Raw genomic sequence first — 25,571 nt, 5'->3', positions numbered from 1 at the left:
TGGCGAACTTTAGATTCATGTGACTAGCTGCTGTTGTTAGTTGGTAAACTCACCGCCGTTTGTCGTGCTGGTGATTGCAACGCCGTTAACGCATGTTGTCAACAGCCGTTAACGTAAGCGGATCAACTTTCCGGACACGATGCAACCGCAGGCATAAATACACGTTCGTCTGCCTATTTTATAAGGCAGGCCGATCGTCGCAGCCAAAAACCTTTCCGAACATCGAATAGCGGCGAACAAGCGTAAACATCGACACGCACTGCTTTTGGCGACAATCAAAACGACCATCGACTCGTGCTCGTGACGATGACGAACGATGGTCAATCAAGCCACATCGGCATGGGATTCTGAGGAGGTGTCGCTTCTGCAATGCATGTGGAGCGCGGGCCACTCGGTGTCTGCGAGGGGTGGCGATGCGTATCTCGCAACGCCATCATCGGCAAGGTCAAGCGCATGAGAGCTCGCCGAGGCCAAGCAACGCAACAGGGACAAACGACGGCAAAGTCAGCAGCAGTCGCTATCGACTTTGATCCGGCGCTCGTGCAGGAGATGCTCGCCAAGATCGATGGCTATCACGCCGATCTCGCATCCGAACGCGGTTCGTCGATGGCGCGGTGTCGCAACATCCGCGATGTCGATCAGCAACGTCTACAAGGAAGTCAAAGCGCGGAGCTCATCGGCAACCCAACCATCGGCCGTCGCCCCGCGCGAGGGCAAGCGCCTCGAACAGCCGCGGCAGCCGCTGACAGAGCACGGAGCGGTTGTCGCGGCAGGCCTTGTGGCCCAAGGCGCAAGCAATCCAGCTCTTGCAGACGCCGGTCGGGCCGATGATGAGCAGGTTCTGATGCCGGTCGATCCACTCGCCGGCGACGAGCTTTTGGAACAGCGGCTTGTCGAGCCCGCGCGGCGCCTTCATGTCGATAGTCGATCCAGTCCCAATTGATCTTGCCGGCGTGCTGAACCAGTTCGTGCTCCATGTTGATGACCTGCTTGAGCCTGGCCCGGAACAGATCACCTTCGTCCGTCGCCTTCGGCTTCTTCGGTCGCATCGGCTCCTCCCGATACGAGCGCCGAATCATGCCGTGCGATTCGAGGGAATCTCAAACTGCAAATTGCAGGTTCCGAGCTACCGCACTGTCAAAGCCTGCAATCACAAAATCGCCGCAGCCGAAAAACAACGACTCCAGATCAGCCCCTTACCTGTTCTTCACGGACGACTAAGGAGGCACGGATGAATCGATCCATGAGTCAAAAACCAGGCGCACGCTTTACCGAGAAGCAGGGCCATTATCTGGCGTTCATCTATACCTATTCGCACATGTCCGGACGGCCACCCGCCGAATCCTGCATCCCCAGAAGCATCGAAGTCCTTGTGCCGCCAGAAAACTTGCCTATCCTAAGCTGGCCGGTATCAAACCATCAAGATCACTGTGACGAGCCACTAGCTAGTTTCGCCCTCACCTCGTGGCAAGAGGTTAATCGGATGCGTGTGGCGAGAATAACATCAAGCCGAAAGAACACCGAATTCCAGAGTACGCCTAAAGGTTGCCTGGAAGATCGGCGCGAACGTTTGATCCGCGCCTTGGCGAGTCCGAGCCGTCACGGCGCAGGACAGCGCTTCTCTATCCGAGCGAAGCCGCAGCGTCCGCTGCCTTAATCACCTCAGGTGATATTTATTGAGTAGTTCGCCAAGCTCAGTCGCTTCAATCTTTTTTAGAATGAGCTCGCGCAGGAACGCAGGTCCCGGGATCTCAATTTCATTGCCGTCGCGCAGTCTACCCATTGCTGCAAGCAGCTTGCGAATATCATAGGTCGAGTTGAATACCTCGGGCACGCCACGTTCAATCTTGAGGAGGATATACACGGCTTCCATCGCGGTCCGAACGGAGTATTCCGTCGTGAAGATACAATCCCGTTCACCCGACTCCGCGAACTGGCCGATGAAGGCGAAATTGACCGCATCTTTCGGCACAACATCTGGCCGGTCGCCCGCCTGCCGCGGCATGAAGAAGGAAGTGACGTAGGGCATCATCACCGGGACCGTCTTGGCGGCCCCAGCGGCGAGTTCCGGTATACTCGCAACCGGCACACCGAGGTGATAAAGCCATTCTTGCGTGATTTCCTCGCCCGTACAATCTTGCATCGGTTTCCTCACGTAGTCGCCGGCTTTATCGACGAATAGCGAATAGACCCAGACGACGACTTGATCGCTGGGCTGGCGCTTGAAATGCGGCTGGCGATTTGTGGTCCAACTGAGCAACCAGCTCGAATCTTTCACCGTAACGATGCCTCCTGTGACAACCTTGCCGCTGAACGGATCGCGTTTGGCGATCTTGCGGATGTATGCTGGAATGCGTTTGTCCAGGGTCGTGATCGTCGCCGATTCCCATTTGCTTGCAGGAATATTGCCGCAAAAGACATTTGGGCGTCCAAAGGCCGCATCTTTGGCCGCAATACGCCGCCACAGATCCCAGGCGGGCGCCGGTCCTTCGTTGAGCCTGGCGGCCGTGTGATGGTCCCCCATGTCCGAGTTTTCGGTCAGCGACCCGATCGTCATGAAAACAAGATCGTCGGCGCCAATAATGAGACTGCCCTCAATGCCATTCTCCAGCCAGCGGATGGCTGTGGCTTGCTTGCGGCCACGCTTTATGTCGAAATCGATATCGGTGACTCCGACCCCGTAGCGAAAGTTGACGCCTTGCGCCAACAGCCATTTGGATAACGGCAGAACGAGCGATTCATATTGATTGTATTTGGTAAACTTCAGCGTACTGAAATCCGGCAGGCCGCCGATATGGTGGATGAATCGATGCAGATAAAGTTTCATCTCGAGGGCTGAATGCCATTCTTCAAAGGCGAACATGGTCCGCCAATAGAGCCAGAAATTGCTGTTGAAGAAATCTCTTCCGAACACTTCGTCGATGCGCTTGGTCTCCATCTGCTTACGAGTGGCAAGAAAAAGGGCAATCAGCTCTTTCTGGGCCTGTTCGCTCAGTGTGAAGAGGCCATCGGTATGGGCATCCTGCCCCTGCTTCACCGTCGCCCGCCGTAGTGTGTAGTTCGGATCATCCTTGTTCAGCCAGTAAAACTCATCGAGCACGCTGGCGCCTTCAAGTTCGAGCGATGGGATCGAACGAAACAGATCCCAGAGACACTCGAAATGATCCTCCATCTCTCTACCACCTCGAATCACGAATCCCCTTTCCGGATCCTGACAACCGTCCAACGCGCCCCCCGGAACCGTCTGTCGTTCGAGGATGGTGATACGGTCGCCACGCAACTGCCCGTCGCGGATCAAGAAGGCCGCGCCGGAGAGCGCAGCCAACCCCGAACCAACGAACCATGCTGTCTTGCTATCCACGCCGGCGGGTTTGCGGGGCCGAGCAAAAGCTTCGTAATTTCCACTGGTGTAATACATCGCGACATTCGATCTCGTTTGATGTGACAATCCGTCCGCTGATAGTCAGAAGATGTTTTCGACCGCCTGACCCTTCTGCGGGACGCCGATCGTCAGACCGCCATCGACGACGATTTCGGAGCCGGTAAGATAAGAGGACTCGTCGCTAAGCAGGAACAAGACTGCCTGTGACACTTCCTGCGGCTCGGCTGGCCGCGCGAGCGGAATTGGAAAACTGGAAAGATCGATGTTCTCTGTCATCCGAGTGTTGATGAAGCCCGGATGGATAGAGTTTATGCGAACGCCGGACGCGGCGGCCTCCAAGGCAGCGGACTTCGTTATGCCCCGCACGCCGAACTTGGAAGCAACATAGGCGTGAAGCCCAGGACTACCCCTCATCCCCTCGACCGACGAGATGTTGACGATCGAGCCTCCGCCCGCGCGGCGCATCGCAGGTAGGGCAGTCTGCATTCCCAAGAATACACCGGTGAGATTGACAGCCAGGGTCTTCTCCCACTGCTCGAGCGGGAACCGCTCGATGGGAGCCATACTCGCTATGCCTGCATTGTTGACGAGGCCGTGCACCGCGCCGAACTTGCCCTCCGCAGCCGCAATCGCCTGGCACCATTCCCCTGGCTGAGCGACGTCTTGACGCACATAGATCGCGGATGGGCCAAGTTCGGCCGCGAAAGTCGCTCCTTCATTGTCAAGAATATCGGTGATCACGACTTTCGCGCCCTCGGCTACCAGCAGGCGCGCATGAGCGGCCCCCATCCCTTGAGCCCCGCCGGTTACCAAAATGACTTTTTCGCTCACACGTCCCATAACTCTTGGTTCCCTCGATCAGTGGCGGTGCAGGGGTTTTCAGCATCAAAAAGGATGACGGGCGTGTTGATCAAAATGGTTGAGAACGAGCATTGAAAGTCGGGCAAGCCAAGAGTTGCGGTCTGCACCACGCCCCGGACTCTTGGCGATCTGCCCTCTGCTACGTATCATCTTTGATTCCCAAAGCCTGTGCGCAGTACCCGTGTAAATTGGCGCTAAAGCACTTCGATAACGATTTCACGTCGCGAACATGCTTCCGCCGCTCAGGCGTTAGCCATCCTTTGGATTATTGCATTGGCTTTGCCGAACTACCCCGCCTTCTAGACGCCGACAATTTGCGACCGAATTTCCTCCGGTTTCGGAGATAGGATCGGTACCCGCGAGCGGAGCGATACCGGTGCCGAACGGTGCTGAGCTCCTTGTGGATCGAAAAGTGGGGCGCAGAACGCATGAGGTTCTCCTTAGTCTTGCGAATTGGAGTATCCATTCCGTGCAATCGGCGCGCCGAGACTCTGATGGGAAGTCAGCCTCACGTGACTCTTGCACAGGCGCCGGAGGTCTTCCGACTCTCCACCGAGACGGCGATGTCAGGGCCTGCGTTTTCGACCATGCGCAGCGACAATGTTACGCTGATCTGGTTTAATCGAGGCTGTTGCGAAAACTCGTGAGAGAGCCTCATCGACTTTCTGTCCGGATACTTGATCATGTCGGGCTTTCGACATCGCGTCGTCAATCGGACAAGCGAGGAAGGCAACAGAACAAGGGTCGAAAGTTGTCGGGTCACTCGTACCCAATTTGACGTCAGCCAGTGAGCCGTATAAACCGCACGAGGTGCCTGGCATCGACGTTGCATAACGACTGATAGACAAATAGGAATCACCCACTCGCCTTGACGTCATCATCGGTGAGCAGGCTCCGCCGGAATGGATGCACAATCAGGCGCATCCGGCAGCACAGGACAGCTGCCGGCTTCTAGAATGGAAAAGGTCAAGCGTGTCGGATGTTTTCGGATCGTTTAATCCGGCGGATTGAGGTGCAAGGCGCAGAAACGGCACTGCGGCCTCGCGTAGCGAAGATCGCTATCACCGGATCGATGTGCCGCACGGACTACCGAACCCACATCGCTGCCAGCGCAGTACAGTCGCTTCAGGGGCGCTTCAACAACCGGAGAGGCGCGGTGAGATGAATAGCTCAATCTCCAACCGCGCGAATTGTTCTGAGATCAAGGAGGATGCGATGCCCGACGTCAAAGGCATTCCGCTTGATGCGCCTCTTTACCATGGGGGCAAAAATCGTGGCGGTGCGTTTCTCGGCTGCCAAGCCATAAACCTTATGTTCAGCGTGGGGCACGAGGCGAATTGTTTATTGCCGAAGGAACTAGCACCTGCAGCAAACCCTGCAATCGCCATTGTGGGGGTCGCGAGCTATCGCTCAAGCACTGTCGGGCCATACTTGGAGTGCTATTCAGGAATTCAAGTTCGTGATCCCGACGGCGAGACTGGCTACTACATCCCTTACATTTACGTGACGGTAAATGATGCAGCTCTCGCCTCGGGACGAGAGGTTCTTGGTGCTCCAAAAAAGCTGGCGCACATTAGACTGATCAGAGAAGGCGGTCTAATTCAGGGTACGCTCGAGCGTCCGAAAGGCAAGCGCCTGCTGACCCTTACCGCTCAACCAGACGAGCGCATGAGCTCGGATTCGCGGCAGATGTATTCTGCGCGGACGAATTTCTACTCGGTTCGGCAGCTGCCGCCCATCATTGAGTCCGGGAAGGGAGAGGTCACGCAACTCGTCAAATGGTGTACGGACCGAACGTTGCGACGCGACGAGCGTGGCGAAGAAGTTCTATTTACTGGACCAACCTCCCTAACTTACGACTCCCCCTCGATTATCGATCCCGTGCACAACTTGACAGTTGGCCAAGCCCTGCTCGGCACATACGAGGAGTATGACGCAAGGCTCGAGGCCATTGATATCCTTTCGGAGGAATCAAACCCGGTAAACGATGATCGACGAGCTTGAAGAATTCATCCAATCCTAAATTGCTGCCAGCGCTGTCGGTTTGCCAGCTGACGGGCGGTATGTGGGGTTCACCTCCCCGGCGACTCATTCTGGAAGATGGTCGACAAGGCCGGCTTCAAGACCCACGTCTACAACAAGAATAGCGGCAATAAGGAGAAGAAGGCCGACGTGGCGATCGCCACAGCCATGATGGATGGGCGTTCAACATCATCGACAAGGACAACGACGATATCCTGCTGGTTGCCTCGTCAGAAGCAGACGAAAGAGCTGCGCCGGACATGTCGGCTACGGGCCCAAAAGCGCAAACCCGCATTTCTCTGCAGCTCGCTTCGCCCGCCGCAACGTGCTTTCAAGAAAAACGACATAGCAGTTGACTCTTTCTGAATACACTTTCCGATGGCGCGGACTTGATGATGCGCCTAAATGGTTTGCGATGCGCAATACAGCGCGGCGCGATATAGCCGCGGGGAGGCAACATGGGGAACACCCTTGTTGTACACGCGAAACGTCTGCCTCAGTCGCAGAAAGCGCGACGGGCGGCGCAGTATGTCCGCATGTCGACGGATTACCAGCAATACTCGATTGAGAATCAGGCAGTGGTCATCGCGACCTACGCCGAACTTCACAAGCTAACCATCGTCCACACCTATCGTGACGAGGGAGAAAGCGGCCTCAGAATCGAAAACCGGGGGGGCCTTACCGAACTGGTTGAAGACGTGCAATCGGGACGCGCTGACTTCGCTCATCTGCTTGTCTTCGACGTGAGCCGATGGGGACGCTTTCAGGACGTTGACGAGAGCGCGCACTACGAGTTCATCTGCCGCAGGGCGGGCGTCGAGGTTGCTTATTGCGCGGAGCAATTCGACAATGACGGAAGCCTTCTCGCCAGCATCATGAAGAATATTAAGAGAGTGATGGCGGCTGAGTTCAGTCGGGAACTCTCCGCCAAAGTTTTCGCAGGGTCAGTCCGGCTGACGCATCGCGGCTTCAAAATGGGCGGCCCTACGGCTTACGCGTTCCAACGACGTCTCGTCGACGATCAATGCAGACCGAAGGGCATTTTAACGATCGGCCAGCGCAAATCTTTGCTTACCGACCATGTCAAGCTCATCCCCGGTGCGCCCGATCAAGTCGAGATCGTGAATTGGATTCTCCACGAATATCTCCGTCACAAATCGCAGGCCACCATTGCCCGAGAGCTCAACCAGCGAGGGATCTTGAATAGCCAGGGAAGACCGTGGCTTGGAAAGGCTGTCGGTGACCTCCTCCGGAACGAAGCTTATATCGGCGTTCTGACCTACAATCGCAAAAGCAGAAAACTTGGCGCCAAGGTGACGCGCAACCCAAGGGAGCTCTGGATCAGAAAAGAGAATGCCATCGAACCTATCGTCCATCGCGACGCATTCCGGCGCGCGCAAAAGATTATGGGTGAGGGGCGCGTCAGCATTCCCGAAGAGGAAATGTTGCTTCGGCTCCGTAAGGTCCTGATGAAGAAAGGCAAGCTTAGTAAGACGATTATCAATTCAAGTCCGGGACTGCCGTCCATGTCATCGTATGTTTTGCACTTCGGCGCGCTGCGGAACATCTACCGTCTTATTGGGTACAACGGCAATCAAGAATGGTTTGACAAATACGCGTCGCACCAACGGTGGGCCGCCCTTCAGCTTAGCAATGCTGCTCGCCTTCGAGACGCCTTCGAGAGACTTGGTCGCAGTGCCACCCTCAATGCTTCGACTGAATGTCTTCGAATCGACAATGTCGTGAATGTCGTCTTTCGGGTCGCGAGATGCCGCAACTATGAAAACCGGCCCTTGCGCTGGACGCTGCAATACCGCGTGAGGTGGCCGAAGGGATGGGTTGTCGCGGTTCGGCTGGACGAGAAGAACGAAGCGATCTTCGACTATGTCTTGATGCCCTCGGCGTGGCTCACCTTCAGTCGTCGCATGTTCTGGTTCTCAAAGGAAGTCTATAAGGGCCGCACCATAAACCGATTTGACACGTTCGAAGCGCTGTCACGCTTCCTCATCGAATGCGTCGGCAAGGAAAAGCCTTCGTGAGTCTAACACCGCAGATGAAGAAGCCGTTGAAGGCGGCAACTCGCCACGCGACATCGCAACTGCCTTGAACAAGAAAGGCGTACCCGGGCCACGTGGCGGCGCCTGGAACGCCTCGACCATTGACGGTAGCCGCAAGCGCTTGAACGGCATCCTTCAGTACGCCGGGCGGATCATCTGGAACCGCCAAAGGTTCATAAAGGTCCCGGAGACCGGCAAGCGCATCAGCCGCGAAAACCCGCGCGAGCAGTGGATGACTGCTGAGGCAAACGATCTGCACGCGCATGAAGGAAACTGGTTTCTGTGATAACCGGCGCACGGTGCCGCTCGAAGCGATTGAAGCCACGGTTCTAGAGGGGCATCGAGCAGATACTCGCGGTCTGCTGAGATCATGCGTCGGTTTCTTCCAGCTCGGCGATACGCTTGCGCAGCGCGGCGACTTGGCGGCCCAGCTTCCATATCTCGTCGCCGGCCCAGTAGGCGCCGCGCTGGGCGATTTCCTTGCGAACGTCGTCTGCTTCCGCGATCTCGCAGCGGATGACGCTGTCAAAGGCTTCGATGATCAGGTCTCGCACGGGTTATTACCACCTTTTCGGAGCGTGCCGGGGCCATCAGATGCCGGCTTTTGCCGGCCGCGTTGCTCAAATACGTAGAGCGCTCCCTACGGAGCGCTCTACGATCGTCAGTTACGCCTTCGGCAAACTGCCGGCGCGCAAGATGGCTTACGCCTGCCGTACGAGGTTTTCTGGATGCGACGATAGGAAATACCATTCGGCCATGTCAACGTTTAAGTTGTATTCTTTTGTATAACACGTATTGAGTCATTAATTATATCGACACACAAAGGTGCACCGTGTTTGAATCGCGCGATGAAGCGTAGAATCAAACCGAACTCGCAGATGGCGGACTATGAAGTCGTCCTCACCTTCGATGACGGACCGCGGCCGCCGAACACGGATAAGGTGTTGGCTGCGCTCGCACAGGAATGCGCGCGAGCCACGTTCTTTCTGGTGGGCCGATCCTCGGCGGAATTTCCCGAGCTCGTGCGGCGTATGGCCGCCCAGGGCCACACCGTAGCGCACCACAGCTGCCGATCGACGTGATAAGCAGATTGCCCATCCCGGGCCACGAAAACACCGTCTCAACAAGGATTGAGCCCGTGACCACTCCCCCAACAAGCAACCCGAGCACCGTCAATATGGCACGGCCGCGTTCGGCAACGCATGATGGATCAAGATACGCCAGACCGGGATGTCGCGTAGCGGACCGAGTTTGAGCTTCGTCATGGCGTTCCTCCCTTGCCGTAGGGTGCCAATACCAAATCGCGGGTAACGATGACCCGCACGGGGAAACCTGGCCGGATGGTCAGCGTCGGCTGGATGTTGAGCTGGCGCTGCAGATCTGCTGGCCAGTCTGGCTGATGCTGCTAGGTCGTCCAGCGACTCGGCATAGACGACGTATCGCTCCGGGGAGGACCGCCTTGTGCGGTTTGATGGAGGATGAAGACATAGGCGTATGACTGACCATATGCCTATGCCGAAGGTTTCCCGACTTGAAGTCGTCTCGACAGGCGCTCGACGTCGTTGGACATTGGAAGAAAAGCAGCGAATCGTCACCGAGAGCTATGGCGGGCCACGTCTGGTGTCGGTCACGGCACGACGTAACGGGCTGTCGACAAGCCAATTGTTCACGTGGCGCCGGTTGGCGCGGGAAGGCAAGTTGAGCGGGGATGCCGCGCCGGTGCTTGTTCCGGTTGAGATGACGCCTGCGGCGGCTCCGATCTCGAGTGGCGCGCCACAACCGGTGTCTTCACCGCCTGCGCAACGTGCACGGGCCGGCATTATCGAGATCGAGCTTGGGGGCGGCTGTCGCGTGCGCGTTGACCGGGACGTGGACGCGGAGGCGCTGCAGCGGGTTCTTGAGCTTCTGAGACGGCGATGATCCCGATCCCGAGCGGCGTCAGGGTCTGGATCGCCACCGGCCACACCGACATGCGCCGCGGGATGCAAAGCCTGGCGCTTGCGGTCCAGGAGAGCCTGAAGCGCGATCCTCATGCTGGCGATCTCTACATCTTCCGGGGTCGCCGCGGCGATCTGGTCAAGATCCTCTGGCATGACGGGCTGGGCATGTCGCTCTACGCCAAGCGCCTGGATCGCGGCAAGTTCATATGGCCTTCGGCGTCGGACGGCGCAGTATCGATCTCGGCGGCGCAGATGGGTCCAGAAACTAAAGGTCCCAAACGTGAAAATCCTAAACATCTCGAATTTTTCAGAAGGACTCTTGGCTGTCGATAGCGATCGCGCCGACGCGTTTTGTTCGGACGACGCGATCCTCTACACTTTGCGACAAAAGCCGGCTCGCGACCGTCTGGAGGTCGTCGGCCGCCCGCTCTCCTTCGAGCCGTACGGGTTAATGATGCGCCGTGACGACTCTGCGTTTCGCTTGGCTGTCAACAAGACGCTGGCCGAGCTCTTTCGCTCGGGAGAGATAACATCTCTCTACCACAAGTGGTTTGACCAATTTGGAATTCCACTGAGCGAGAAGCTCGAGACCGTTTTGCAAGCGCAAGCAGTCCCTCAATAGCGGCTGGGTCGAATGCTCTCCTACAATTGGAACTGGAGTATTCTCTTCCAGCAGCCGCAGCTTGGATGGCTGCTGGAAGGTCTGCGTCTCACAATAGTCATGGCGGTGGTGAGCTTCCTCCTAGCGCTTGCGATCGGAACCTTAGTCGGTACAGCCCGCACTGCTCGATCGAGAGCGGTGCGTGGAATAGGCTTCGTCTACACAGCTCTCTTTCGGAACGTGCCATTGCTGATCCAGATGTTCCTGTGGTTCTACGTCTTTCCGGAGCTCCTGCCCTCAAATCTTGGACGCTGGGTGAAGCGGGATTGGGCGTGCTTGTCGTCCCTTATGGCGATCGATACGTACGGTTGGTCATCTACGCTGGAATAGGACGGGATCAGATCGATGCGGTCTTGAGCGCTTTTTCGGAGATAGGCCAAAGCTTAGAGGCGAAATACCCCGATACACTGTCGACATCCTAAGCCGCGGGCATCGTGCGAAGCGCGTGGGACGCCGACTGCCCACGTGCATCGATCACGGTCCCGGCCGCGTTTGAGGCTAGATCACGTCGAGGAACACCGACCAAGAAATAATAGCGGGATTATAGCCAGTGTTTTGAGGCCTAGCACCATGGCATGAGTTGACGTATGAAAACTCGTGCGATTGTAGCCTGGAATGTGCGTCGGATTCGCGTGAATCGGGGTATCTCGCAGGAGCAATTGGCTTGGAAGGCCGGGATCGACCGCTCCTACATGAGTAGTCTTGAGCGGCAATCGAAGAACCCGACGATTGATCTTCTCGACCGCATCGCCGAAACGCTGGACGTGCAGTTGTCCGAGTTCTTTGTTCTGCCGCCCAAAGGTGCTAGGTCTCCGAAGACCTTGCCTAAAAGCCGCAAGCCAGCGGGTCCACGTCGCAAGAAAAAATAGCGAATTTCAACGGCTTCTACGTAGCCAATTGAGGGACTTAGAACACCAATTTCGCCCGACAAGCCTTCTTTGCCGGCCGAACAGGGCTGTGATTAAATTGGAGTGCGTTTCACAGCACGGGAGTGAGTGACGACTGGTTGCCGGATGCAGGTTCGCGAAATGCATTGGCGGGCGCGGTCGCATCGGAAGAGGAGACTTCGATAATCGCAATTGCCTCGACTTTTTCAACCATTTGTACGCAGCCGATTGACCACGGCAACCGGGTTCATCCCCACTGGGGCGATCTTTCGTAGTCCACGTGTGATGTGTCCGGAGGCGCAAAGGCGCGGAGATTACGCCTCATCAGGCAAGTCTATTGGAGCGCCAATTGAGCTTGAAGAATATCTGATCGATTCGCCGTGATCTCGGGATGCCCCGGCTGTGGGAAGTCCACGCTGCTGACCGAACTCGGCCGACGCGGCTACGCGACGATAGATGAGCCTGGACGCCCGGTCGTAAGGAAGGAATTGGAGTCGGGCGTTCCCGCGTTGCCCGGGACAGGTATTGAAGCGCGCCTGCACAGTGCGTTTGATCTTTCCCTTGAAAACCTGACGCGAGCGAGTGCGTTCGACGGCTGGGTTTATTCGATCGCGGCCTGATCGACGCCGCAGCGGGTCTCGAACGCGTGACAGGCGAGCCGGCGACAAGGAACTCGGACAGGCACGCCACTATCATCGACGCGTGTTCATCGCTTCCGCCTTGGCCGGCCATCCACGCGACCGATCAAGAGACGCGTCATGATTTCGAGGATGCCTGTCGAAAACGAGCATCTTCTGAAGGTTTTCCCGATGCTCGGCTATGAAGTGGCACTACTCCCAAACTCAGCGTGGTGGAAAGGGCCGATTTCGTTCTTTGAGTGCCGACGTCCAACGAACATCACCAATTATAAACACGTGCAGTCGAACGGAAAGTCCATGGCAAGGGCCGCTATGGCGAATCAATTGTCAGCCTGCTGCCGTGAATCTGCCGAACGGGCACTGAAAACGGATCGAAGTCCTTCAGGCAACGCACGTTCACTGCCCATCCGTCGAACGGCCGAATGCCGGCTTCGCGTTCTGCTGCGGTGGGCTGGCTTGGTTTGCGGAACGGCAAAATACCGCAAACCGGGCAAAAATAGTCAGCCGCAGTGAATAAACCCCAGCGATAGACCGACAACTCCTGGAGGGGCGTCAGGAGCCGGAAGTCGCCCTCGGCGACGCGATAAATCAGCGCGCCACGCTTCGAGCAGATAGAGCAGTCGCAAACCCGCACATGGTCGATATCGGCGTCGATCTCGAAACGGACGGTGCCGCAGTGACACGAGCCGGTGTACGTCTTCATCATCGGCGGTTTGTCTCTAGAAGCCCGACCGAAGATAGATCAACGGATGGGGCCTGACAAAATCTCGTTGATCCTGTTCGCAAACACATAATAGCCGCAACTCCGCCAGCAAGTCACGGGCGCGGCGCGCTGATTGGCTCCTGGCTTACTCGCTCGATTGGAGTCGAGAAGAACTCGGGTGGAAGAAATGCCAGTCGTCGCCTTGAGACACACACCGTCTAAAGATACGCCCGCTTCAATGGCGAGGTCATTGGTTAACCAGTCTGGGAAATCGAGCGTGAATGTGCGAACACTATCCGTGTCTTCGACTGAGGCAATCTTGGCAACGCTTGTACAATTGTCGCAAACACAGGATCCCCCCTCATCCCGTTGACATCACTCGCTAGGTCGCAGTCGATCCTGGCAGGCCGTCGAGGGATATAGCTCGCATCAGACGGTCGCATACGGGGCCAGGGGGTCGCCTCTGATCGAGTTGATCCAGGGGAGGGCATGCATTTCGCAGTTGAGCACGCGGGTCGCCTAACACTTTTTGGATGGTCCACGATCCGCTCGCCGTCGGCGGCGGACATCGTTCGTCCGCTATCCTCCAACCCGCCAGACAGCCAATCGATCCAGAGCCGACCGTCGGGGTTGAGCATCACTCGCCTGGGGACGAGTCAGTCTGCTGGGCATCCTCCGGGATTTCTTGCCGCAGTTTCGGCCCTTGATTGAGCCGGCGGCCCAATGCGGCAAGGAAATTATCATAACGCGCTCCGGCCTGTGCTCTCGCGGCCTTGGCGGCGGGTTCGGGGAGTGATGGTGTTGTCGTGAGCCAGAAGCGGATGAAGAGAGCGATAGTCTCGACCGAAATCCCGACATCCCGCTCAAGGCGCGCGATCCGGCGGTCGATCTGGTCAAGACGCTTGGCAGTAGCAGCCTCTCGCCGTTCATCGGCGTCCGGCGACAGAAAGGAAGCGATCGCGGCTTCCGCGATAAGCGACAGCGACTGCTCGCGCCGGGCGGCGTAGGCCGATAGCGCCTTCATGACATCAGGATCGAGATAGACCGACAGCTGAGCCTTCTTTTTTGTCCCGATCATGGCTACCTCACAATCCGAGATCGTCGCCGGGATCGAGGGAGGCTTGGCGCGCCACGCCCTGCATCATGTCGTTCATGCGCCTGATCCGCGGGACATCTTCATCGAGCTCATCCACGAGGTCCGAAGCGAACTCGTTCTCGAGTGGTTCCTTATTCTCCACCGTGTCTCGATCGAGTTCCGGCTGCTGCCTGCGGTCGGCGGCCTTTGGATCTTCGTCATCCGTCTGGTCGTCGTTCAACGTCTCCAATGCCCTTGGGCGCGGCGGCAATGGCCTTGAGCTCCAATCGTCCAACCGGCCGCCATTGGATTTCGTCAGCATCGGCGGCGCCATGATGCGCTCCTGGAAACGTCTATCTTCGTAATAGCGCGCCTTCTTCGCCCGAATCGGATGGAGGCCCGACATCATGACGATCTCGTCGGAGGGCGGGAGCTGCATCATCTCGCCGGGCGTGAGCAGCGGGCGGGCGGTCTCGGACCGCGACACCATGAGGTGGCCCAGCCAAGGCGCCAGCCGGCTGCCGGCATAGTTCTTCATCGCCTTCATCTCGGTCGCCGTGCCGAGCGCGTCGCTCACGCGCTTTGCGGTGCGCTCGTCGTTGGTCGCAAAGCTGACCCGGACGTGGCAGTTGTCAAGGATCGAGTTGTTGGGCCCGTAGGCCTTCTCGATCTGGTTCAGCGACTGAGCAATCAGGAAACTCTTGATGCCGTATCCGGCCATGAAGGCCAGCGCAGACTCGAAGAAGTCGAGCCGGCCGAGCGCCGGGAATTCGTCGAGCATCAGGAGGAGCCGGCGCCGGCCGGCCTTGGCTTGCAGATCCTCGGTCAAGCGGCGGCCTATCTGGTTGAGGATCAGACGGATCAGCGGCTTGGTGCGATTGATGTCGGAGGGCGGCACGACAAGGTACAGCGTGGTCGCTCGCTCTCCGCCAACGATATCGGTAATCCGCCAGTCGCAGCACCGCGTCACCTCCGCCACCACGGGATCTCGGTAAAGGCCCAGGAACGACATGGCGGTGCTCAAGACACCGGAGCGTTCGTTGCCGGACTTGTTCAGCAACTCGCGGGCAGCGGACGCGACGACGGGATGAACACCGGCCTCGCCGAGATGCGCGGTTCGCATCATTGCGGCAAGCGTCGTCTCAATGGGCCGCTTGGGATCGGACAAGAAGGCTGCGACACCGGCGAGCGTCTTGTCTTCCTCGGCATAGAGGACGTGGAGGATCGCGCCGACCAGCAGGGCGTGACTGGTTTTCTCCCAATGGTTCCGCTTCTCGAGGCTGCCCTCCGGGTCGACCAGAATGTCGGCAATGTTCTGGACGTCGCGCACCTCCCACTCGCCGCGGCGCACCTCGAGCAACGGGTTATAGGCCGACGACTTCGCGTTGGTCGGATCGAACAGAAGGACACGGCCGTGTCGGGCGCGAAAGCCGGCAGTGAGCTGCCAGTTCTCCCCCTTGAGGTCGTGGACGATAGCCGAGCCCGGCCACGTCAAGAGCGAAGGGATGACGAGGCCGACGCCCTTGCCCGATCGCGTGGGTGCGAAGCACAGGACATGCTCCGGTCCATCATGGCGAAGATAGGTGCGCTCGAACCGGCCGAGCACCACGCCGTCGGGTCCAAGCAATCCAGCCTGCTCGATCTCCTTTGCCTTCGCCCACCGCGCGGACCCATAAGTCTCGGCATTCTTCGCTTCGCGGGCGCGCCAGACCGACATACCGATCGCGACCGCCGCAGCGATGATGCCGCCGGATGCCGCGATGAAGGCGCCCTCGGTGAAGATTGAGGGCGCGTAAGCATCGTAGGCATACCACCACCAGAAGAAGGCAGGCGGAAGGTAGAACGGAAAATGGAGCAGCTCGAACCAGGGCTGCCCGAGCTGCGGCTGAAAGCCGAGGCGCCAAGCCGTCCATTCCGTCGCGGCCCAGATCGTGAGCAGGACGATGCCGAAGACCATGATGACCTGCCCCCAAAGAATCTTGGTCGCCGACATGGCGGCCGCCCTCTCCTGACGTCGGTGATTGGAAGGATCACTCACAAGCCGAGCCCCCGGTTGCGCCCAAAACCCCAATCGATGCCGCCATCCGCGCGCGCGACGCCAGAGACATGCCGGCCGAGCTGTTTATCGAGTGAGGGCGTCCAAGGCACGAGCTGGAAGCCGAGACCGTCGTCGATCATGGCGAAGCGGCCGGAGGCGAGCGCGAAGCGCTGCCGATAGGTGCCTGCCACATACTCGCCGCTAGCCGACGGGTTGAACGGCTGACCGGTCTCGGCGGCGAGCTGCTTGCCGAGATCCTCTAACTCCCGACGGCGCAGCGTGCCGATAAGGTTTTTCGCGAACACCAGTCCACGCGCCTGGCGTTCGGCGAGCCCCTGCCCGATGAGCTGCTCGGGCCGCCGTTCCATAGCGTCGCGGACCTCGGCGCCGAAGCCGCCCTGGCCAAGCGCCACAGGGTCGCGCGCGACGGCCTGCCGATCGAGCCATGTCGCGCCGCTCGCGGTCACCTGCGCTTCGATCGAGAGATCGGAGCGGACGGCAAGCGCCACGCGACGCTGCCCTCTTGCGTCATCGAATTTGCGAAGCTCGACGATTGAGCCTGGCGCGCTGTCGCCGGCAGCGTCGAGGTCGGGCAGCCGGATGTGGTGGGTGCGGCCGTCGACCCCGTCGACCACGGCATAGGCGGTCGCCTTGAGCTCGTCGTCGAGACCGCGATCAACGAGACGCCCGATGACGGGGACGTCAAGATTTTCGCCTGATAACACGTAACTCGCGCTCCCGCGCTCGATGCCGCGTTCGGTCAAGCTGCGGTGGATACGCTTGATGATGTCGCCGCGTTCGCCGAGCTCGCGCAAGGTCGTTTCGGCGGCCTCGTCCATGGACCATTGGCCGGGCCCGAGTTGATGAGCGAGGCCAAGACTTTCCAAGTGTCGCAGCCGGCCAACCTTCAACGCATGGAATTGATCGGGCTGCTGCTCGGGACGCGGCGCAAGGTCGATAACACCGTGCTGGTTTGCATCGCGAACAAGCTGGCGATCGAGCTGCGTCCAGCGCTCGGCTCCGATCTGGCTCTCGAGCGAGCGACGAATGTCGAGATCGGAGCGCAGTCCAAGTTCCTGGGTGACCAGGTCCTGGGCGCGGGCGCGCATCCCTTCCTTGATGTAGTCGCGGGAGATGACGAGGTCTTGGCCGTCCTCTGCGACGCCGCGCACGATGATGTGGACGTGGGGGTGCTGGGTGTTCCAGTGATCGACCCCCACCCAGTCGAGCTTGGTACCCAGATCCACTTCCATCTGGCCGACCAATTCGCGGGCGAAACCCTTGAGGTCGGCCATGTCAGGCGCGTCCTCGGGGGAGACGATGAAGCGGAAATGGTGGCGGTCATTCTGACAGCGCTCGGCGAAGGCCTTGGGATCGGCATCCTCGGTGCCCGGGCCGAACAGGTGGGCCTTCTCCCCGTCCCGGGTCACGCCTTCGCGCCGGAGATAGCCGAGATGCGTCGCGAGCGGCGCCGACCTCGCCCTGTGCCGGACGACCCGGGTCTTGATGGTCACCAGACGCGAGCGGCCGGTGAGCAGACGGTTTGCCCGCACGCTGGCGGCTCGGCCGCGGCCGAAGCGCGAATGACGGTGGCTGACGAGCTGGCCGGCTCGCGAAATGCCGCCGCCAGCGCGTTGAGCGGCGGCAAGCGCCTGGGCGATGAAGGGCTTGGCCCGCTGGCTCCTCGAGGAGCGGATGCGGCCGGGCCGTGGTTGAAAATCGCTGTCTTCAGCCATGGCCAGCCTCGACAATGTGCGGAATGCAGAATCCCTGCAACGGGTTGATAGTCGAGCGCACATTGCGCGCCGAAGCCGCACATTGCGGACCCGAGGAAAAATAGCAGCACAAACAACCAACCGACCGAGCCGCACATTGCGGCCTTTTATCTCGCCATCGTTCGGTCGGTACTCGCGGAAGCCCCCACTGTTTGCGAGTGTTTGCGATAGCGATCGTTACGCGAAGGGCCGAGACACCCGTAGGGTGGCTCGGTGAGGAGCGAAGCGACGAGTAGAGCGCGGGCCGAAGGCATCGCCCGTATGACTGTGTTGCAGCGTTTCGAATGCAAACCGAATGTTCGTCAAGGGGCGCCAGCGAACCTGGAAACTGACAGCTGATATCGCGAGCTGCCCGATGTGCAGCCGCCGCAACAAGGGTGCCTGCAGACGTACCGCGATCCGCGCATTGACGTTGAAGATGCCGTGCAGTCATTGCGATCGCCCCATGGCCGAGAGCGCGACGAACAGGCCCTCCGACTGCGGCGCAATCGCCGAAATATCGTGCACCGTAGTGCCGACTGAGCCGCCGTGCGCGGGTTGATCGAGCGCCGCTCGCGCGCCAGGGGACGGCCCGTCAGCGTGGTCGAAGAACAGCGGCGCCCGCGTCCAGGATGAACGAGAAGAAGCCGCGAGGAGAAGAGGTCCTGGCGCTCCCTCCGCGTCGACAAAAGGGACGATGGCCGCGACATAGGCTGTCGTCTCCGCGGGCAGTGGACGGTGTCTATCCCGAAACTCCTCGTAGCGGCCGGGACCTGCATTATAGGCCGCGAGAAAGCCCGGCGAGCCGTAACGGTCGTGCAGTTCGCGAAGAAAGGCGGCGCCGGCGAGGATGTTGTCACGGGGATCGAAGGGATCGCGCCCGAGACCATAGCGCGCGCGCATGTCCGCCCAAGTCTTGGGCATGAGTTGCATCAGGCCGAGTGCGCCTTTGGGTGAGACGGCACGCCGATCGCCATTGCTCTCGACCCGCATGACGGCTCGTATCCATGCAGCCGGAATGCCAAAGCGCTGCGCGGCCTCTGCCACATGAGATGCGTAGTGATCGCTCGCCGGTTGACTTCGTGCCGGTGCTCTCTGCCCGGACACTGCTGCCGTTGGCCCGCCAATCACCAGCAGGCCGGTAAGGAGGAGAACGGCAAGGCTCGCCCTGTCTCCGCCATCATGGCGAGGCGTCTTGCTGCCTACCGGCGGTGCGCACGGACCACCGGTTTGACCGCCGCTGTGCGTGGCGGCCGCCCGACGGTTGCGTGGACCCGAGTTATGAGAGGGCTTTTCCCCGAACAAGGGGGTGGACCGTTGATGCGCCTGGTTGGCGGCACGCGCGACAGGATCCTGCATGCAATCAGTCCCGCTCGGCGCGTTGGGGCTGACGATTCCAGTTCAGCGTCCAGGCCGCTTTGTCGTTGCCCGACTGGAAGAGATTTGCGCGGATCGGCCGCGGCAGCGCCGGGTCGTCGATGACGAGCGAAACGTAATCGCCGGCCTTCTCGCCGGTCCGCTTCCAACCTGCGCCGATCTCCGGGCCATCGGCATCGCCGAGGCGGATACGGTAGTCCGGCGCGTTCTCGGCATCCGAGGATTCGGCCGGGACGAGGGTGAGAATCCGCTCGAAGAACAGCGTTTCAACGCGACCGGTGAAGCCGGACTTATCGCGCGTGAACTGGCCGATTTGTGCCATGGGAAAGCTCCTGGGTTGCTGGGTTGGAAACGGGTCAATGAGTGGCGGCGCGCCAGACGAAACGGCCGTCGGCGGCTTCGTCCGTCCAAAGCGGGACTGCGCGCGCGACGATCGAGCTGACGGGGAGCGCGCCGAAATAGCGGCCGTCCAGGCTGTCTGGGACGGTCGGGTTCATGAGAAAGACCTCGCCCGGTTCGAGGGTATGGCAACCGCTCCAACGCGGCAGCGGACGGCCGCGATGATCGTGCTCGTGTGCGGCGCCGACATCGACAGCATCGACCGTGATGGCATCGCCCGACCGGCACACGGTTTGCCCGGGCAGCGCCATCACACGCTTCAGCAGCGGCAGACCTTTTGGAAGAAAGCCGCCATCGGCAAGGAAGCTGGCGATCGGTTCCGGCAGCCGTACCGCGACCAGTTCCAAGTCGCGCAGCTCTCCGAGCGGATGCAGCGCGTAGAGCCCTATTGGCGTGCTCGCGGTAGCGTTCCAAATCAGCCGCGGCGCAGGATGAACGAGGGCCAGGGCGCCGGCGACCAGCGCCGCAAGGTAGGTCAACATGAGATAGCCGAAGCGGGTCATGGCGTGACGCTCCGGCGCTTGAGCCAGGCGATATGCTGCTCGCGCGTGTAGGCGCGCGGCACATGGTCGGCGGCGAGACGGTTGTGGAGATGCCGCCAGTATTCGGGTGCGGCGTCAGCCGGATCGATGGAGAGCGCCTCGATGGCGTCGATGGCCTGCAACACGCGCTCGACCTTCGGCCAGCTATCAACGCGCAGCAGGATTTCGCCACCGGGGCGGACGAAGGGCAGCGTCTGATAGCGCTGCCCGGCTTCCACGGCACGCACGATGTCCATGCGCGACACCACGGTGCCATAGTCGTTCGATGCCCAGCGGACGAAGCCGAAGATGCTGCCCGGCTCAAAGCTCGAGATGCTGCGGCGACGGTCGAGAATCTTCTCCTCCGCGCGGCGGCCGAAGCGCAGCCAGTGCTCGATCCGCTTCTCGATCCAGGTCAGCTCGACATGGGTGAGCGCGACATCCCGTCGATGCGAGGGCGGCACTGCACGCGGCGGCAAGGCTTCATTGTCGTTCATGACGGTTCTCCGGGGCGTCAGCGGGGAACTCTCGCGCCAGCAATTCGCGCAGCATGTCGGCGACGGTCACGCCGCGCTGGAACGCGGCGACCTTGATGCGGCCGCGCAGCGTGGGCGTGACGTCAATCGTCAGGCGCGCGGTGAATGCGGCAGCATCATTCACGCTGCGTGGCGGCGTATCACTGGCTTTGATCCAGCTCTCGGCATCGCCCGGACGCGAGGCGAAGCCGCGTTTGATAGAGCGGTCGCTCATGGCGCGAACCTCGCAACTTCTGCCGCGAGCGCGGCGATCTCGCGGGCGGCGGCGCTCTGCTCGACGAACTCGAAGACGAGCCGTCCGGACTGAGCGGCGTCGGCGAAGACAACGCGTTGGCCGATGGTGCTGGCGAGCACCGGCGGATCGTGGTCGGCGAGAGTTTCGGCAGTCTCGCGGGCGATGATCGTGCGCGCGCCGCAGCGGTTGAGCACAAAGCGAGCAGGAAGCTGCGGACGATAGATGCGAGCCTCTCGCAGCAGAGCGAGCATCTCGGCCGAGGCCCAGCCGTCGAATGGCGACGGCTGCACGGGGATCAACACGAGATCCGCCGCCAGCAGCGCCGAACGCATCAGTCCCGCGACGCGCGGCGGTCCGTCAATGACGACATGATCGGCGGTGCGTGCGATTTCCGGCGCCTCGCGGTGGAGCGTATCGCGCGCGAGGCCAACGACGCCGAATAGCCGTGCGACATTCTCCCGCGCACGCTGCTGCGACCAGTCCAATGCGGAGCCCTGGGGGTCAGCGTCGATCAGCGTCACGCGCTTTCCGCGCAGCGCCCATACGCCGGCGAGGTGCAGGGCGAGCGTGGTCTTGCCGACACCGCCTTTCTGGTTGAGCACGGCGACGATCATCGCATGCCTCCCGTCTTGCGACCTGAAAGCGGCAGAGATGGTTGGCTTGGGTGCTCGGTTGGCGGCTGAGCGCGGATGTCGGTGTTATCCGCAAGACGCGCGGCCCCACTACAACAGTTAGATTCTAAGTTAGACTCTAAGTTAGGGCAGGCGATCGTGTTTCCTGGCCAAAGCGTTAGCTGTGGTTTGCACTCCCGGAATCCCGATACCGGCACGCCCGGAGTCCCGATAGTGTGAACGCCCGAAGTCCCGAGCTGATTCACAGCGCCGTCCACAGGAGCTGTGAATGACTTCGATGGCAGGATGCGCAATAGCTCTCGGCGTTCCCTGCGTTCGATGCTCAGGCAGTAGCCTGGCAGCGGTTGACGTGCCGCGATCCGGCGGAGATCAAAGGCGAAGTCTGCAGGCTTGGCGAGGCTGCCGGATTTCTCATGGAGGTGTGCGACCTCGAACAGCCAACCTCTCGGCTGGCGGCCAGCATGCTTGCGCGCGACGCGGTAGAGCCAGCGCTCGATCCCACCAGTCAGGCTGAAATAGGCCGGATCGATCGTGAGAACGAGTGAGCGATCGATGACGCCGCGATAGAGCCAGTCGGGAAGGACGAATTCCATTCCCTGCACCCGACCGTCGCGCGTCGCGCATTCCTCCCATTCGTTGATCCATGAGAACTGGTGGCGCCGCCAATGCTCCCCCTGCCGGATGCTGGTGCGGATGACGGTCGCCTGCAGGCGGGCCAATGCCCCCTTCAAGAGCTTGTAGTCGCGGGCGCCGGTCTGCCGGCCGACTGCGGTCAGAAGCTGGTAGGGTGTGAAGCGCAGGAAGCGCGAGGTCTTCAGACCGAGGTTCTCGGCCTCGACAATCTGGCTCGCCGCCCAAATCAGCACGTCGGCATCCCAAATGGTCGCCATACCGTGCTCAGGAACTGCATAGACTTCGACACACACGTCGCCGGTCTGGTAGAGGATCGGTCTTGTTCGCTTGGCCTTGGCGAGCGAAAAGAACGGGCGCTCCATCAGGTCGCGTTGATCACGCGGGCTGGCATCACCGGTGGCGACAACGAACGGGTCGAGCTTGCTTCGCTCGCTGGGTGTGATGAGGCGACGCGACGACATGACGAGCGTTGCCTTAGCGATGCGCGTTGCCGGCGGCGCGCGCTTCGAGGTAGCGCGGATCCGACGTTGAGCTGCAGGCGGCCTGATCGGCCCAGGCTTCGAGATCGCCGATGGCGTAGACAACGCGGCCGCCGAGCTTGCGAAAAGTCGGGCCATTGCCATGGCAGCGATATTTTTCAAGCGTGCGCGGCGAGATGCCGAGGAGGCGCGCGGCCTCGGGGGTGCGCACGTAACGGGTGGCGAGTTGCGCAGGCCTGTCGAGCATGGGAGATCTCCGTCTTGCCTCGAAGTGCCGCGGCCAAGTCGCGGCATGTCCGGGCCAGAGTGGCGGAGAGTTCAGGCGTTGGGGGTGGACGAAAATTGACGTACGTTTGTGTCCCCCCATCGTCGCAACCAGGCGAAGCCAGGCGTACTACCGGGGCGCAACTAACTCATCAGGTCGATGGCTTGAAGGAATCGGGGAGCCGATCAGAGGCCGCGTAGAAGTTTCAGATAGCCGCGCTCGACCAAAGCGATTGAATCGTGAATGAGCCGGTTCGCCTTGCGGCGGGCATGAGAATCCTTCCACTCGACCGAGCGGCGCTGAGCGTGGTCGGAGGCGAGCACCTTCGCTGCCACGTCTCGCGGGCCGCCACCCAGGTCGTGGACGTCGAAGGCGTGCAGGAGCTGAATCAGTCGCCGTTTCTGAAACGACGTCAGCCGCAGCGCCGCCGGGAGAAGACCGGTGCGCTGGCCGCTGAGGCGACGCACGAAGTGTAGCGCCACGTCGGCCCGCAGTTCGCCCATGCCGTCGAGCGGCACAAGCACGGCGGGACGGCGCGCGGCCTGCTCGTCGCGCAAACTGACATGGAGCTCACCCGAGCCGTCGGCGACAACCAGCTCGCGACCGTCAGCATCTGTCCGCCCGACGATCGACAGTCCGAAAGCGTTGCGATCAATCGAATGAACGGTCTCGAAGTCCGGCGGCGCGGGCGTCAGGATCAATGTTCCCGGTGATGCCTCGGGCAGCCAAATGGCTGGTTCGGGCCAAACCGGAGAGGCGGGGTCATGGGCGACACCGCAACCTCCATCGACGTGCGAAACTGGTTCGGATGGTGTTGGGATCGGATTCGCCGCGCGCGATCTGTCGCTCAGTGCGGGCGAAGTCGCGGCGGTAGTCGGCATTGCGACGAAGGAATTCGAGGGCAAAACCCGGGCGCTCAAGACGATTCAGGCGTTCGATGGTCTCCGGCGAGCGCCAGTACTGGGTCGGCATGGTCTGTCTTCTCGTCTTTTTGTTCTGTGCCCCGCACCACGATCCCTAAAGACGCTACAAGAGACCAGACCCGGAGGTTGCATCACGCGAGATCGCAATTTGCGTGATTGGGGCGCAAATCACTGCATCCGCGGTTCCAAAAGGCCCTGATATCCGGCTTCCACCATCCATCGCGCGCGGGCGAGATGGCTATCATGGACATTTTTGGCACGATCTGGTTCGCGCGTGGGGTCGAGGCCGAAGATCACGCTGACCACCTCGCGCCAGTCGGCGCCCTCCTCTTCGGCCATCAACAACCGAACGTAGATAGCAAGATGTTTCTCGTCATAGGCGTTGACGCGATCCGTTATTGGCGGCCGGTCCTGGAATGGCGCGCCGTTCATTGCAATTGCCCCTCAGCATTGATGCAGCGATTAGAATTCATCTAAGCTCCAGAACTTTGCAAGCTGGGAAATCGTCACACTCGAATTGTGCCGTGATGCGCAGATCGCATCGCGGCGCTCCCCGGAAGCGGCACACCAGGGCCTAGCCAGACGATATGAATAGCACAGTGACGCACGAATCGGAACGATCGTTCCTGGAACGATCATTCCGATGTGAGTTCCCTTGTTGCCATGGATCTCAAGGAGGTCATGGCGGTCAATCTGCGTCGGATACGTCATGTGAAGAAAATGACGCAGGAAGAGTTGGCCGATGGCGCTGGACTAAGCGTCCGTTACGTCGGCGCAATTGAACGCGCAGATGTGTCGGCCAGCGTGACCGTGCTTGGCCGAATCGCGGAGGCGCTCGGCGTCGAAGCAACCGATCTCGTCAAGCGAACGACGGTTCATTCCCATCGGGCTCGATGACGCGACAATTTTGTGCCCCACCGCAACACCGGCACGTCGTGAATCAACTCCGCATTGCCTCACGCATAAGTTGATAGTCGGCTTTACGTAAATCTGATCTGTCTCCAAAGCGCATGCCTAGTTCAGAAACGGACGAGCATGCTGGGGAGATGGAGTAGGCCTCATGACTCTGTACGAGCACTTGCCAGCCGACATTCGCGAGACAGTGGATGCTCTGGTCACGGAACTCAGGCCGCAACCTTGGCCAACGCGGTTCTTTGCGCTGATTGGCCTGCTCGGAGAGAAGTTGGAGGCGCGGCGCGAGGCGGAGCCGTGGCATCTGATCCAACAGTGGACCGGCATAGTGACGGCAACGATGGAGCACTTGCTCCCCGACAGTTCGGTTGTCGAATGCCTGGGACTGATGAGCATTAGTTTCAACGACCAGTGGCGCGCTCAGGCGCTTGGCCAGATCGAACGGGATCCCACAGTGCTGGATCGTCTCGTCGCCATTTGTCCGGACTGGGAAGACATCGTCGAGAGCGTGATCGAGGCCAACCAAAGACGTCCAATCAAATCGGCACGCGGCCGCTGATCGGCATCGGTTACGCCCTTGCCGCTTGCGCCGTCACGGCAAACGAGGTGCCTTCGCGCTTCCTCAGCGTGGCGGTGCCCCG

At 60.2% G+C, this 25,571-nt stretch carries 34 protein-coding genes and 3 pseudogenes; 14 read left to right on the top strand and 23 right to left on the bottom strand.

What is annotated here, in order from left to right:
* Positions 1–504 precede the first annotated feature (504 nt).
* Entirely contained in the window at positions 505–645 is a 141-nt protein-coding gene (locus tag IC50_RS42800; protein ID WP_016841328.1) for a hypothetical protein, read from the bottom strand.
* Between the two features lie 43 nt (positions 646–688).
* Positions 689–913: pseudogene (locus tag IC50_RS19785) on the bottom strand (ATP-binding protein); the annotation flags it as partial.
* A 318-nt stretch (positions 914–1,231) separates the two neighbouring features.
* On the opposite strand from IC50_RS19785, the gene IC50_RS43170 reads away from it, so the two are divergent.
* A complete protein-coding gene (locus tag IC50_RS43170) occupies positions 1,232–1,657 on the top strand; it encodes a hypothetical protein (RefSeq protein ID WP_223153801.1) in 426 nt (141 codons plus the stop codon).
* On the opposite strand, the gene IC50_RS19780 is transcribed toward IC50_RS43170, so the two are convergent.
* On the bottom strand, positions 1,658–3,418 hold the full coding sequence (locus IC50_RS19780) for an oleate hydratase (protein ID WP_011082857.1): 1,761 nt from the start codon (positions 3,416–3,418) through the stop codon (positions 1,658–1,660). It abuts the gene before it with no gap.
* 45 nt (positions 3,419–3,463) lie between these two features.
* The gene (locus IC50_RS19775; RefSeq protein ID WP_011082858.1) at positions 3,464–4,222 is read right to left on the bottom strand and encodes a glucose 1-dehydrogenase; all 759 of its coding nucleotides are present in this window, start codon (positions 4,220–4,222) and stop codon (positions 3,464–3,466) included.
* A 1,182-nt stretch (positions 4,223–5,404) separates the two neighbouring features.
* Between IC50_RS19775 and IC50_RS19765 the strand changes: the two genes are divergently transcribed.
* The 4 genes from IC50_RS19765 to IC50_RS19750 all read left to right on the top strand — a co-directional run bounded on the left by IC50_RS19765 (position 5,405) and on the right by IC50_RS19750 (position 8,608).
* Entirely contained in the window at positions 5,405–6,247 is an 843-nt protein-coding gene (locus tag IC50_RS19765; protein ID WP_011082860.1) for an acetoacetate decarboxylase family protein, read from the top strand.
* A 96-nt stretch (positions 6,248–6,343) separates the two neighbouring features.
* A complete protein-coding gene (locus IC50_RS19760; protein WP_011082861.1) occupies positions 6,344–6,631 on the top strand; it encodes a hypothetical protein in 288 nt (95 codons plus the stop codon).
* A 92-nt stretch (positions 6,632–6,723) separates the two neighbouring features.
* Positions 6,724–8,304 carry a recombinase family protein gene (locus tag IC50_RS19755; protein WP_011082862.1) on the top strand — a complete coding sequence of 527 codons (1,581 nt, stop codon included), beginning with the start codon at positions 6,724–6,726 and terminating at the stop codon, positions 8,302–8,304.
* Between the two features lie 64 nt (positions 8,305–8,368).
* A complete protein-coding gene (locus IC50_RS19750; RefSeq protein WP_014490262.1) occupies positions 8,369–8,608 on the top strand; it encodes a recombinase family protein in 240 nt (79 codons plus the stop codon).
* An 82-nt stretch (positions 8,609–8,690) separates the two neighbouring features.
* Here IC50_RS19750 and IC50_RS19745 read toward each other — a convergent pair whose 3' ends face one another.
* A complete protein-coding gene (locus IC50_RS19745) occupies positions 8,691–8,876 on the bottom strand; it encodes a hypothetical protein (protein ID WP_011082864.1) in 186 nt (61 codons plus the stop codon).
* A 294-nt stretch (positions 8,877–9,170) separates the two neighbouring features.
* Between IC50_RS19745 and IC50_RS19740 the strand changes: the two genes are divergently transcribed.
* A complete protein-coding gene (locus IC50_RS19740; protein ID WP_011082865.1) occupies positions 9,171–9,404 on the top strand; it encodes a polysaccharide deacetylase family protein in 234 nt (77 codons plus the stop codon).
* A 179-nt stretch (positions 9,405–9,583) separates the two neighbouring features.
* Here the strand turns inward: IC50_RS19740 and IC50_RS43165 are convergent.
* A pseudogene (locus tag IC50_RS43165) lies at positions 9,584–9,738 on the bottom strand (TrbI/VirB10 family protein); the annotation flags it as partial.
* 78 nt (positions 9,739–9,816) lie between these two features.
* On the opposite strand from IC50_RS43165, the gene tnpA reads away from it, so the two are divergent.
* The 5 genes from tnpA to IC50_RS19715 all read left to right on the top strand — a co-directional run bounded on the left by tnpA (position 9,817) and on the right by IC50_RS19715 (position 11,792).
* On the top strand, positions 9,817–10,242 hold the full coding sequence (gene tnpA, locus IC50_RS19735; protein ID WP_011082866.1) for an IS66-like element accessory protein TnpA: 426 nt from the start codon (positions 9,817–9,819) through the stop codon (positions 10,240–10,242).
* A complete protein-coding gene (gene tnpB, locus IC50_RS19730; RefSeq protein WP_011082867.1) occupies positions 10,239–10,595 on the top strand; it encodes an IS66 family insertion sequence element accessory protein TnpB in 357 nt (118 codons plus the stop codon). Before tnpA ends, tnpB begins: the two co-directional genes overlap by 4 nt.
* Complete coding sequence (locus IC50_RS19725; protein WP_014490263.1) at positions 10,582–10,884, top strand: transporter substrate-binding domain-containing protein; 303 nt, start codon at positions 10,582–10,584, stop codon at positions 10,882–10,884. The genes tnpB and IC50_RS19725 overlap by 14 nt, the downstream gene beginning before the upstream one ends.
* Before the next feature lie 12 nt (positions 10,885–10,896).
* Positions 10,897–11,253 (top strand): ABC transporter permease subunit, encoded by a 357-nt coding sequence (locus tag IC50_RS19720; RefSeq protein WP_011082869.1) that lies wholly within the window; start codon positions 10,897–10,899, stop codon positions 11,251–11,253.
* Positions 11,254–11,510: 257 nt separating this feature from the next.
* Positions 11,511–11,792 (top strand): helix-turn-helix domain-containing protein, encoded by a 282-nt coding sequence (locus tag IC50_RS19715; protein ID WP_011082870.1) that lies wholly within the window; start codon positions 11,511–11,513, stop codon positions 11,790–11,792.
* A gap of 109 nt (positions 11,793–11,901) precedes the next feature.
* Here IC50_RS19715 and IC50_RS43700 read toward each other — a convergent pair whose 3' ends face one another.
* On the bottom strand, positions 11,902–12,024 hold the full coding sequence (locus IC50_RS43700; RefSeq protein WP_256379488.1) for a hypothetical protein: 123 nt from the start codon (positions 12,022–12,024) through the stop codon (positions 11,902–11,904).
* 166 nt (positions 12,025–12,190) lie between these two features.
* Between IC50_RS43700 and IC50_RS43160 the strand changes: the two genes are divergently transcribed.
* Positions 12,191–12,430, top strand: coding sequence for an AAA family ATPase (locus IC50_RS43160; protein WP_011082871.1), 240 nt, complete (start codon positions 12,191–12,193; stop codon positions 12,428–12,430).
* Positions 12,431–12,758: 328 nt separating this feature from the next.
* On the opposite strand, the gene IC50_RS19710 is transcribed toward IC50_RS43160, so the two are convergent.
* From IC50_RS19710 to IC50_RS19645, 16 genes and pseudogenes are all read right to left on the bottom strand, one after another.
* Positions 12,759–13,154 (bottom strand): GFA family protein, encoded by a 396-nt coding sequence (locus tag IC50_RS19710; protein ID WP_014490264.1) that lies wholly within the window; start codon positions 13,152–13,154, stop codon positions 12,759–12,761.
* Positions 13,155–13,690: 536 nt separating this feature from the next.
* Positions 13,691–13,792: pseudogene (locus IC50_RS43155) on the bottom strand (P-type conjugative transfer ATPase TrbB); the annotation flags it as partial.
* On the bottom strand, positions 13,789–14,229 hold the full coding sequence (locus IC50_RS19705; protein ID WP_011082874.1) for a ribbon-helix-helix protein, CopG family: 441 nt from the start codon (positions 14,227–14,229) through the stop codon (positions 13,789–13,791). The pseudogene IC50_RS43155 and the gene IC50_RS19705, both read right to left, overlap by 4 nt.
* Before the next feature lie 7 nt (positions 14,230–14,236).
* Positions 14,237–16,219: a conjugal transfer protein TraG gene (locus IC50_RS19700; RefSeq protein WP_018269525.1), complete on the bottom strand. Its 1,983-nt coding sequence runs from the start codon at positions 16,217–16,219 to the stop codon at positions 14,237–14,239.
* 41 nt (positions 16,220–16,260) lie between these two features.
* Positions 16,261–18,000, bottom strand: a complete 1,740-nt coding sequence (locus tag IC50_RS19695; protein WP_018269524.1) for a relaxase/mobilization nuclease domain-containing protein — start codon at positions 17,998–18,000, stop codon at positions 16,261–16,263.
* 468 nt (positions 18,001–18,468) lie between these two features.
* Positions 18,469–19,377, bottom strand: coding sequence for a lytic transglycosylase domain-containing protein (locus IC50_RS19690; protein ID WP_011082877.1), 909 nt, complete (start codon positions 19,375–19,377; stop codon positions 18,469–18,471).
* Between the two features lie 4 nt (positions 19,378–19,381).
* Positions 19,382–19,717 carry a DUF736 domain-containing protein gene (locus IC50_RS19685; RefSeq protein ID WP_011082878.1) on the bottom strand — a complete coding sequence of 112 codons (336 nt, stop codon included), beginning with the start codon at positions 19,715–19,717 and terminating at the stop codon, positions 19,382–19,384.
* Positions 19,718–19,751: 34 nt separating this feature from the next.
* Complete coding sequence (locus IC50_RS19680; protein WP_011082879.1) at positions 19,752–20,297, bottom strand: S26 family signal peptidase; 546 nt, start codon at positions 20,295–20,297, stop codon at positions 19,752–19,754.
* A complete protein-coding gene (locus IC50_RS19675) occupies positions 20,294–20,812 on the bottom strand; it encodes a DUF2840 domain-containing protein (protein ID WP_011082880.1) in 519 nt (172 codons plus the stop codon). Before IC50_RS19675 ends, IC50_RS19680 begins: the two co-directional genes overlap by 4 nt.
* On the bottom strand, positions 20,799–21,065 hold the full coding sequence (locus IC50_RS19670; protein WP_011082881.1) for a ribbon-helix-helix protein: 267 nt from the start codon (positions 21,063–21,065) through the stop codon (positions 20,799–20,801). Before IC50_RS19670 ends, IC50_RS19675 begins: the two co-directional genes overlap by 14 nt.
* Complete coding sequence (parA, locus tag IC50_RS19665) at positions 21,062–21,700, bottom strand: ParA family partition ATPase (protein ID WP_011082882.1); 639 nt, start codon at positions 21,698–21,700, stop codon at positions 21,062–21,064. Before parA ends, IC50_RS19670 begins: the two co-directional genes overlap by 4 nt.
* Positions 21,697–22,812, bottom strand: coding sequence for a replication initiator protein A (locus IC50_RS19660; RefSeq protein ID WP_014490269.1), 1,116 nt, complete (start codon positions 22,810–22,812; stop codon positions 21,697–21,699). Before IC50_RS19660 ends, parA begins: the two co-directional genes overlap by 4 nt.
* A 13-nt stretch (positions 22,813–22,825) precedes the next feature.
* A complete protein-coding gene (locus IC50_RS19655; protein WP_014490270.1) occupies positions 22,826–23,077 on the bottom strand; it encodes a helix-turn-helix transcriptional regulator in 252 nt (83 codons plus the stop codon).
* 203 nt (positions 23,078–23,280) lie between these two features.
* Positions 23,281–23,796 carry a DUF2285 domain-containing protein gene (locus IC50_RS19650; protein WP_014490271.1) on the bottom strand — a complete coding sequence of 172 codons (516 nt, stop codon included), beginning with the start codon at positions 23,794–23,796 and terminating at the stop codon, positions 23,281–23,283.
* 61 nt (positions 23,797–23,857) lie between these two features.
* Positions 23,858–24,067, bottom strand: coding sequence for a transcriptional regulator domain-containing protein (locus tag IC50_RS42520; RefSeq protein ID WP_014490272.1), 210 nt, complete (start codon positions 24,065–24,067; stop codon positions 23,858–23,860).
* 119 nt (positions 24,068–24,186) lie between these two features.
* Positions 24,187–24,450, bottom strand: a complete 264-nt coding sequence (locus tag IC50_RS19645) for a hypothetical protein (protein ID WP_011082886.1) — start codon at positions 24,448–24,450, stop codon at positions 24,187–24,189.
* A 231-nt stretch (positions 24,451–24,681) separates the two neighbouring features.
* Here IC50_RS19645 and IC50_RS19640 point away from each other — a divergent pair, with 231 nt between their 5' ends.
* Positions 24,682–24,915 (top strand): helix-turn-helix domain-containing protein, encoded by a 234-nt coding sequence (locus IC50_RS19640; RefSeq protein ID WP_016841283.1) that lies wholly within the window; start codon positions 24,682–24,684, stop codon positions 24,913–24,915.
* Positions 24,916–25,078: 163 nt separating this feature from the next.
* The gene (locus IC50_RS19635) at positions 25,079–25,489 is read left to right on the top strand and encodes a hypothetical protein (protein WP_011082888.1); all 411 of its coding nucleotides are present in this window, start codon (positions 25,079–25,081) and stop codon (positions 25,487–25,489) included.
* The last annotated feature ends 82 nt before the right edge of the window (positions 25,490–25,571 follow it).

Source organism: Bradyrhizobium genomosp. I (2014) (assembly GCF_000261685.1).
Lineage (GTDB): Bacteria > Pseudomonadota > Alphaproteobacteria > Rhizobiales > Xanthobacteraceae > Bradyrhizobium.
The sequence above is the reverse complement of the archived record's forward strand: the minus strand, read 5'-3'. Positions and strand labels throughout refer to the sequence as shown.

Coding starts and splice junctions, on each gene's coding strand:
- IC50_RS19780 (WP_011082857.1), bottom strand. CDS start 3,418: ATGTATTACACCAGTGGAAATTACGAAGCTTTTGCTCGGCCCCGCAAA.
- IC50_RS19645 (WP_011082886.1), bottom strand. CDS start 24,450: ATGAACGGCGCGCCATTCCAGGACCGGCCGCCAATAACGGATCGCGTC.
- IC50_RS19660 (WP_014490269.1), bottom strand. CDS start 22,812: ATGTCGTCGCGTCGCCTCATCACACCCAGCGAGCGAAGCAAGCTCGAC.
- IC50_RS19655 (WP_014490270.1), bottom strand. CDS start 23,077: ATGCTCGACAGGCCTGCGCAACTCGCCACCCGTTACGTGCGCACCCCC.
- IC50_RS19710 (WP_014490264.1), bottom strand. CDS start 13,154: ATGATGAAGACGTACACCGGCTCGTGTCACTGCGGCACCGTCCGTTTC.
- IC50_RS43700 (WP_256379488.1), bottom strand. CDS start 12,024: ATGGTTGAAAAAGTCGAGGCAATTGCGATTATCGAAGTCTCCTCTTCC.
- IC50_RS19720 (WP_011082869.1), top strand. CDS start 10,897: ATGCTCTCCTACAATTGGAACTGGAGTATTCTCTTCCAGCAGCCGCAG.
- IC50_RS43170 (WP_223153801.1), top strand. CDS start 1,232: ATGAATCGATCCATGAGTCAAAAACCAGGCGCACGCTTTACCGAGAAG.
- tnpA (WP_011082866.1), top strand. CDS start 9,817: ATGACTGACCATATGCCTATGCCGAAGGTTTCCCGACTTGAAGTCGTC.
- IC50_RS19670 (WP_011082881.1), bottom strand. CDS start 21,065: ATGAGCGACCGCTCTATCAAACGCGGCTTCGCCTCGCGTCCGGGCGAT.
- IC50_RS19685 (WP_011082878.1), bottom strand. CDS start 19,717: ATGGCACAAATCGGCCAGTTCACGCGCGATAAGTCCGGCTTCACCGGT.
- IC50_RS19675 (WP_011082880.1), bottom strand. CDS start 20,812: ATGAACGACAATGAAGCCTTGCCGCCGCGTGCAGTGCCGCCCTCGCAT.
- IC50_RS19715 (WP_011082870.1), top strand. CDS start 11,511: ATGAAAACTCGTGCGATTGTAGCCTGGAATGTGCGTCGGATTCGCGTG.
- IC50_RS19640 (WP_016841283.1), top strand. CDS start 24,682: ATGGATCTCAAGGAGGTCATGGCGGTCAATCTGCGTCGGATACGTCAT.
- IC50_RS19775 (WP_011082858.1), bottom strand. CDS start 4,222: ATGGGACGTGTGAGCGAAAAAGTCATTTTGGTAACCGGCGGGGCTCAA.
- IC50_RS19740 (WP_011082865.1), top strand. CDS start 9,171: ATGAAGCGTAGAATCAAACCGAACTCGCAGATGGCGGACTATGAAGTC.
- IC50_RS19760 (WP_011082861.1), top strand. CDS start 6,344: ATGGTCGACAAGGCCGGCTTCAAGACCCACGTCTACAACAAGAATAGC.
- IC50_RS19635 (WP_011082888.1), top strand. CDS start 25,079: ATGACTCTGTACGAGCACTTGCCAGCCGACATTCGCGAGACAGTGGAT.
- parA (WP_011082882.1), bottom strand. CDS start 21,700: ATGATCGTCGCCGTGCTCAACCAGAAAGGCGGTGTCGGCAAGACCACG.
- IC50_RS19705 (WP_011082874.1), bottom strand. CDS start 14,229: ATGATCGGGACAAAAAAGAAGGCTCAGCTGTCGGTCTATCTCGATCCT.
- IC50_RS19690 (WP_011082877.1), bottom strand. CDS start 19,377: ATGCAGGATCCTGTCGCGCGTGCCGCCAACCAGGCGCATCAACGGTCC.
- tnpB (WP_011082867.1), top strand. CDS start 10,239: ATGATCCCGATCCCGAGCGGCGTCAGGGTCTGGATCGCCACCGGCCAC.
- IC50_RS19680 (WP_011082879.1), bottom strand. CDS start 20,297: ATGACCCGCTTCGGCTATCTCATGTTGACCTACCTTGCGGCGCTGGTC.
- IC50_RS19700 (WP_018269525.1), bottom strand. CDS start 16,219: ATGTCGGCGACCAAGATTCTTTGGGGGCAGGTCATCATGGTCTTCGGC.
- IC50_RS19755 (WP_011082862.1), top strand. CDS start 6,724: ATGGGGAACACCCTTGTTGTACACGCGAAACGTCTGCCTCAGTCGCAG.
- IC50_RS19765 (WP_011082860.1), top strand. CDS start 5,405: ATGAATAGCTCAATCTCCAACCGCGCGAATTGTTCTGAGATCAAGGAG.
- IC50_RS19695 (WP_018269524.1), bottom strand. CDS start 18,000: ATGGCTGAAGACAGCGATTTTCAACCACGGCCCGGCCGCATCCGCTCC.
- IC50_RS42520 (WP_014490272.1), bottom strand. CDS start 24,067: ATGCCGACCCAGTACTGGCGCTCGCCGGAGACCATCGAACGCCTGAAT.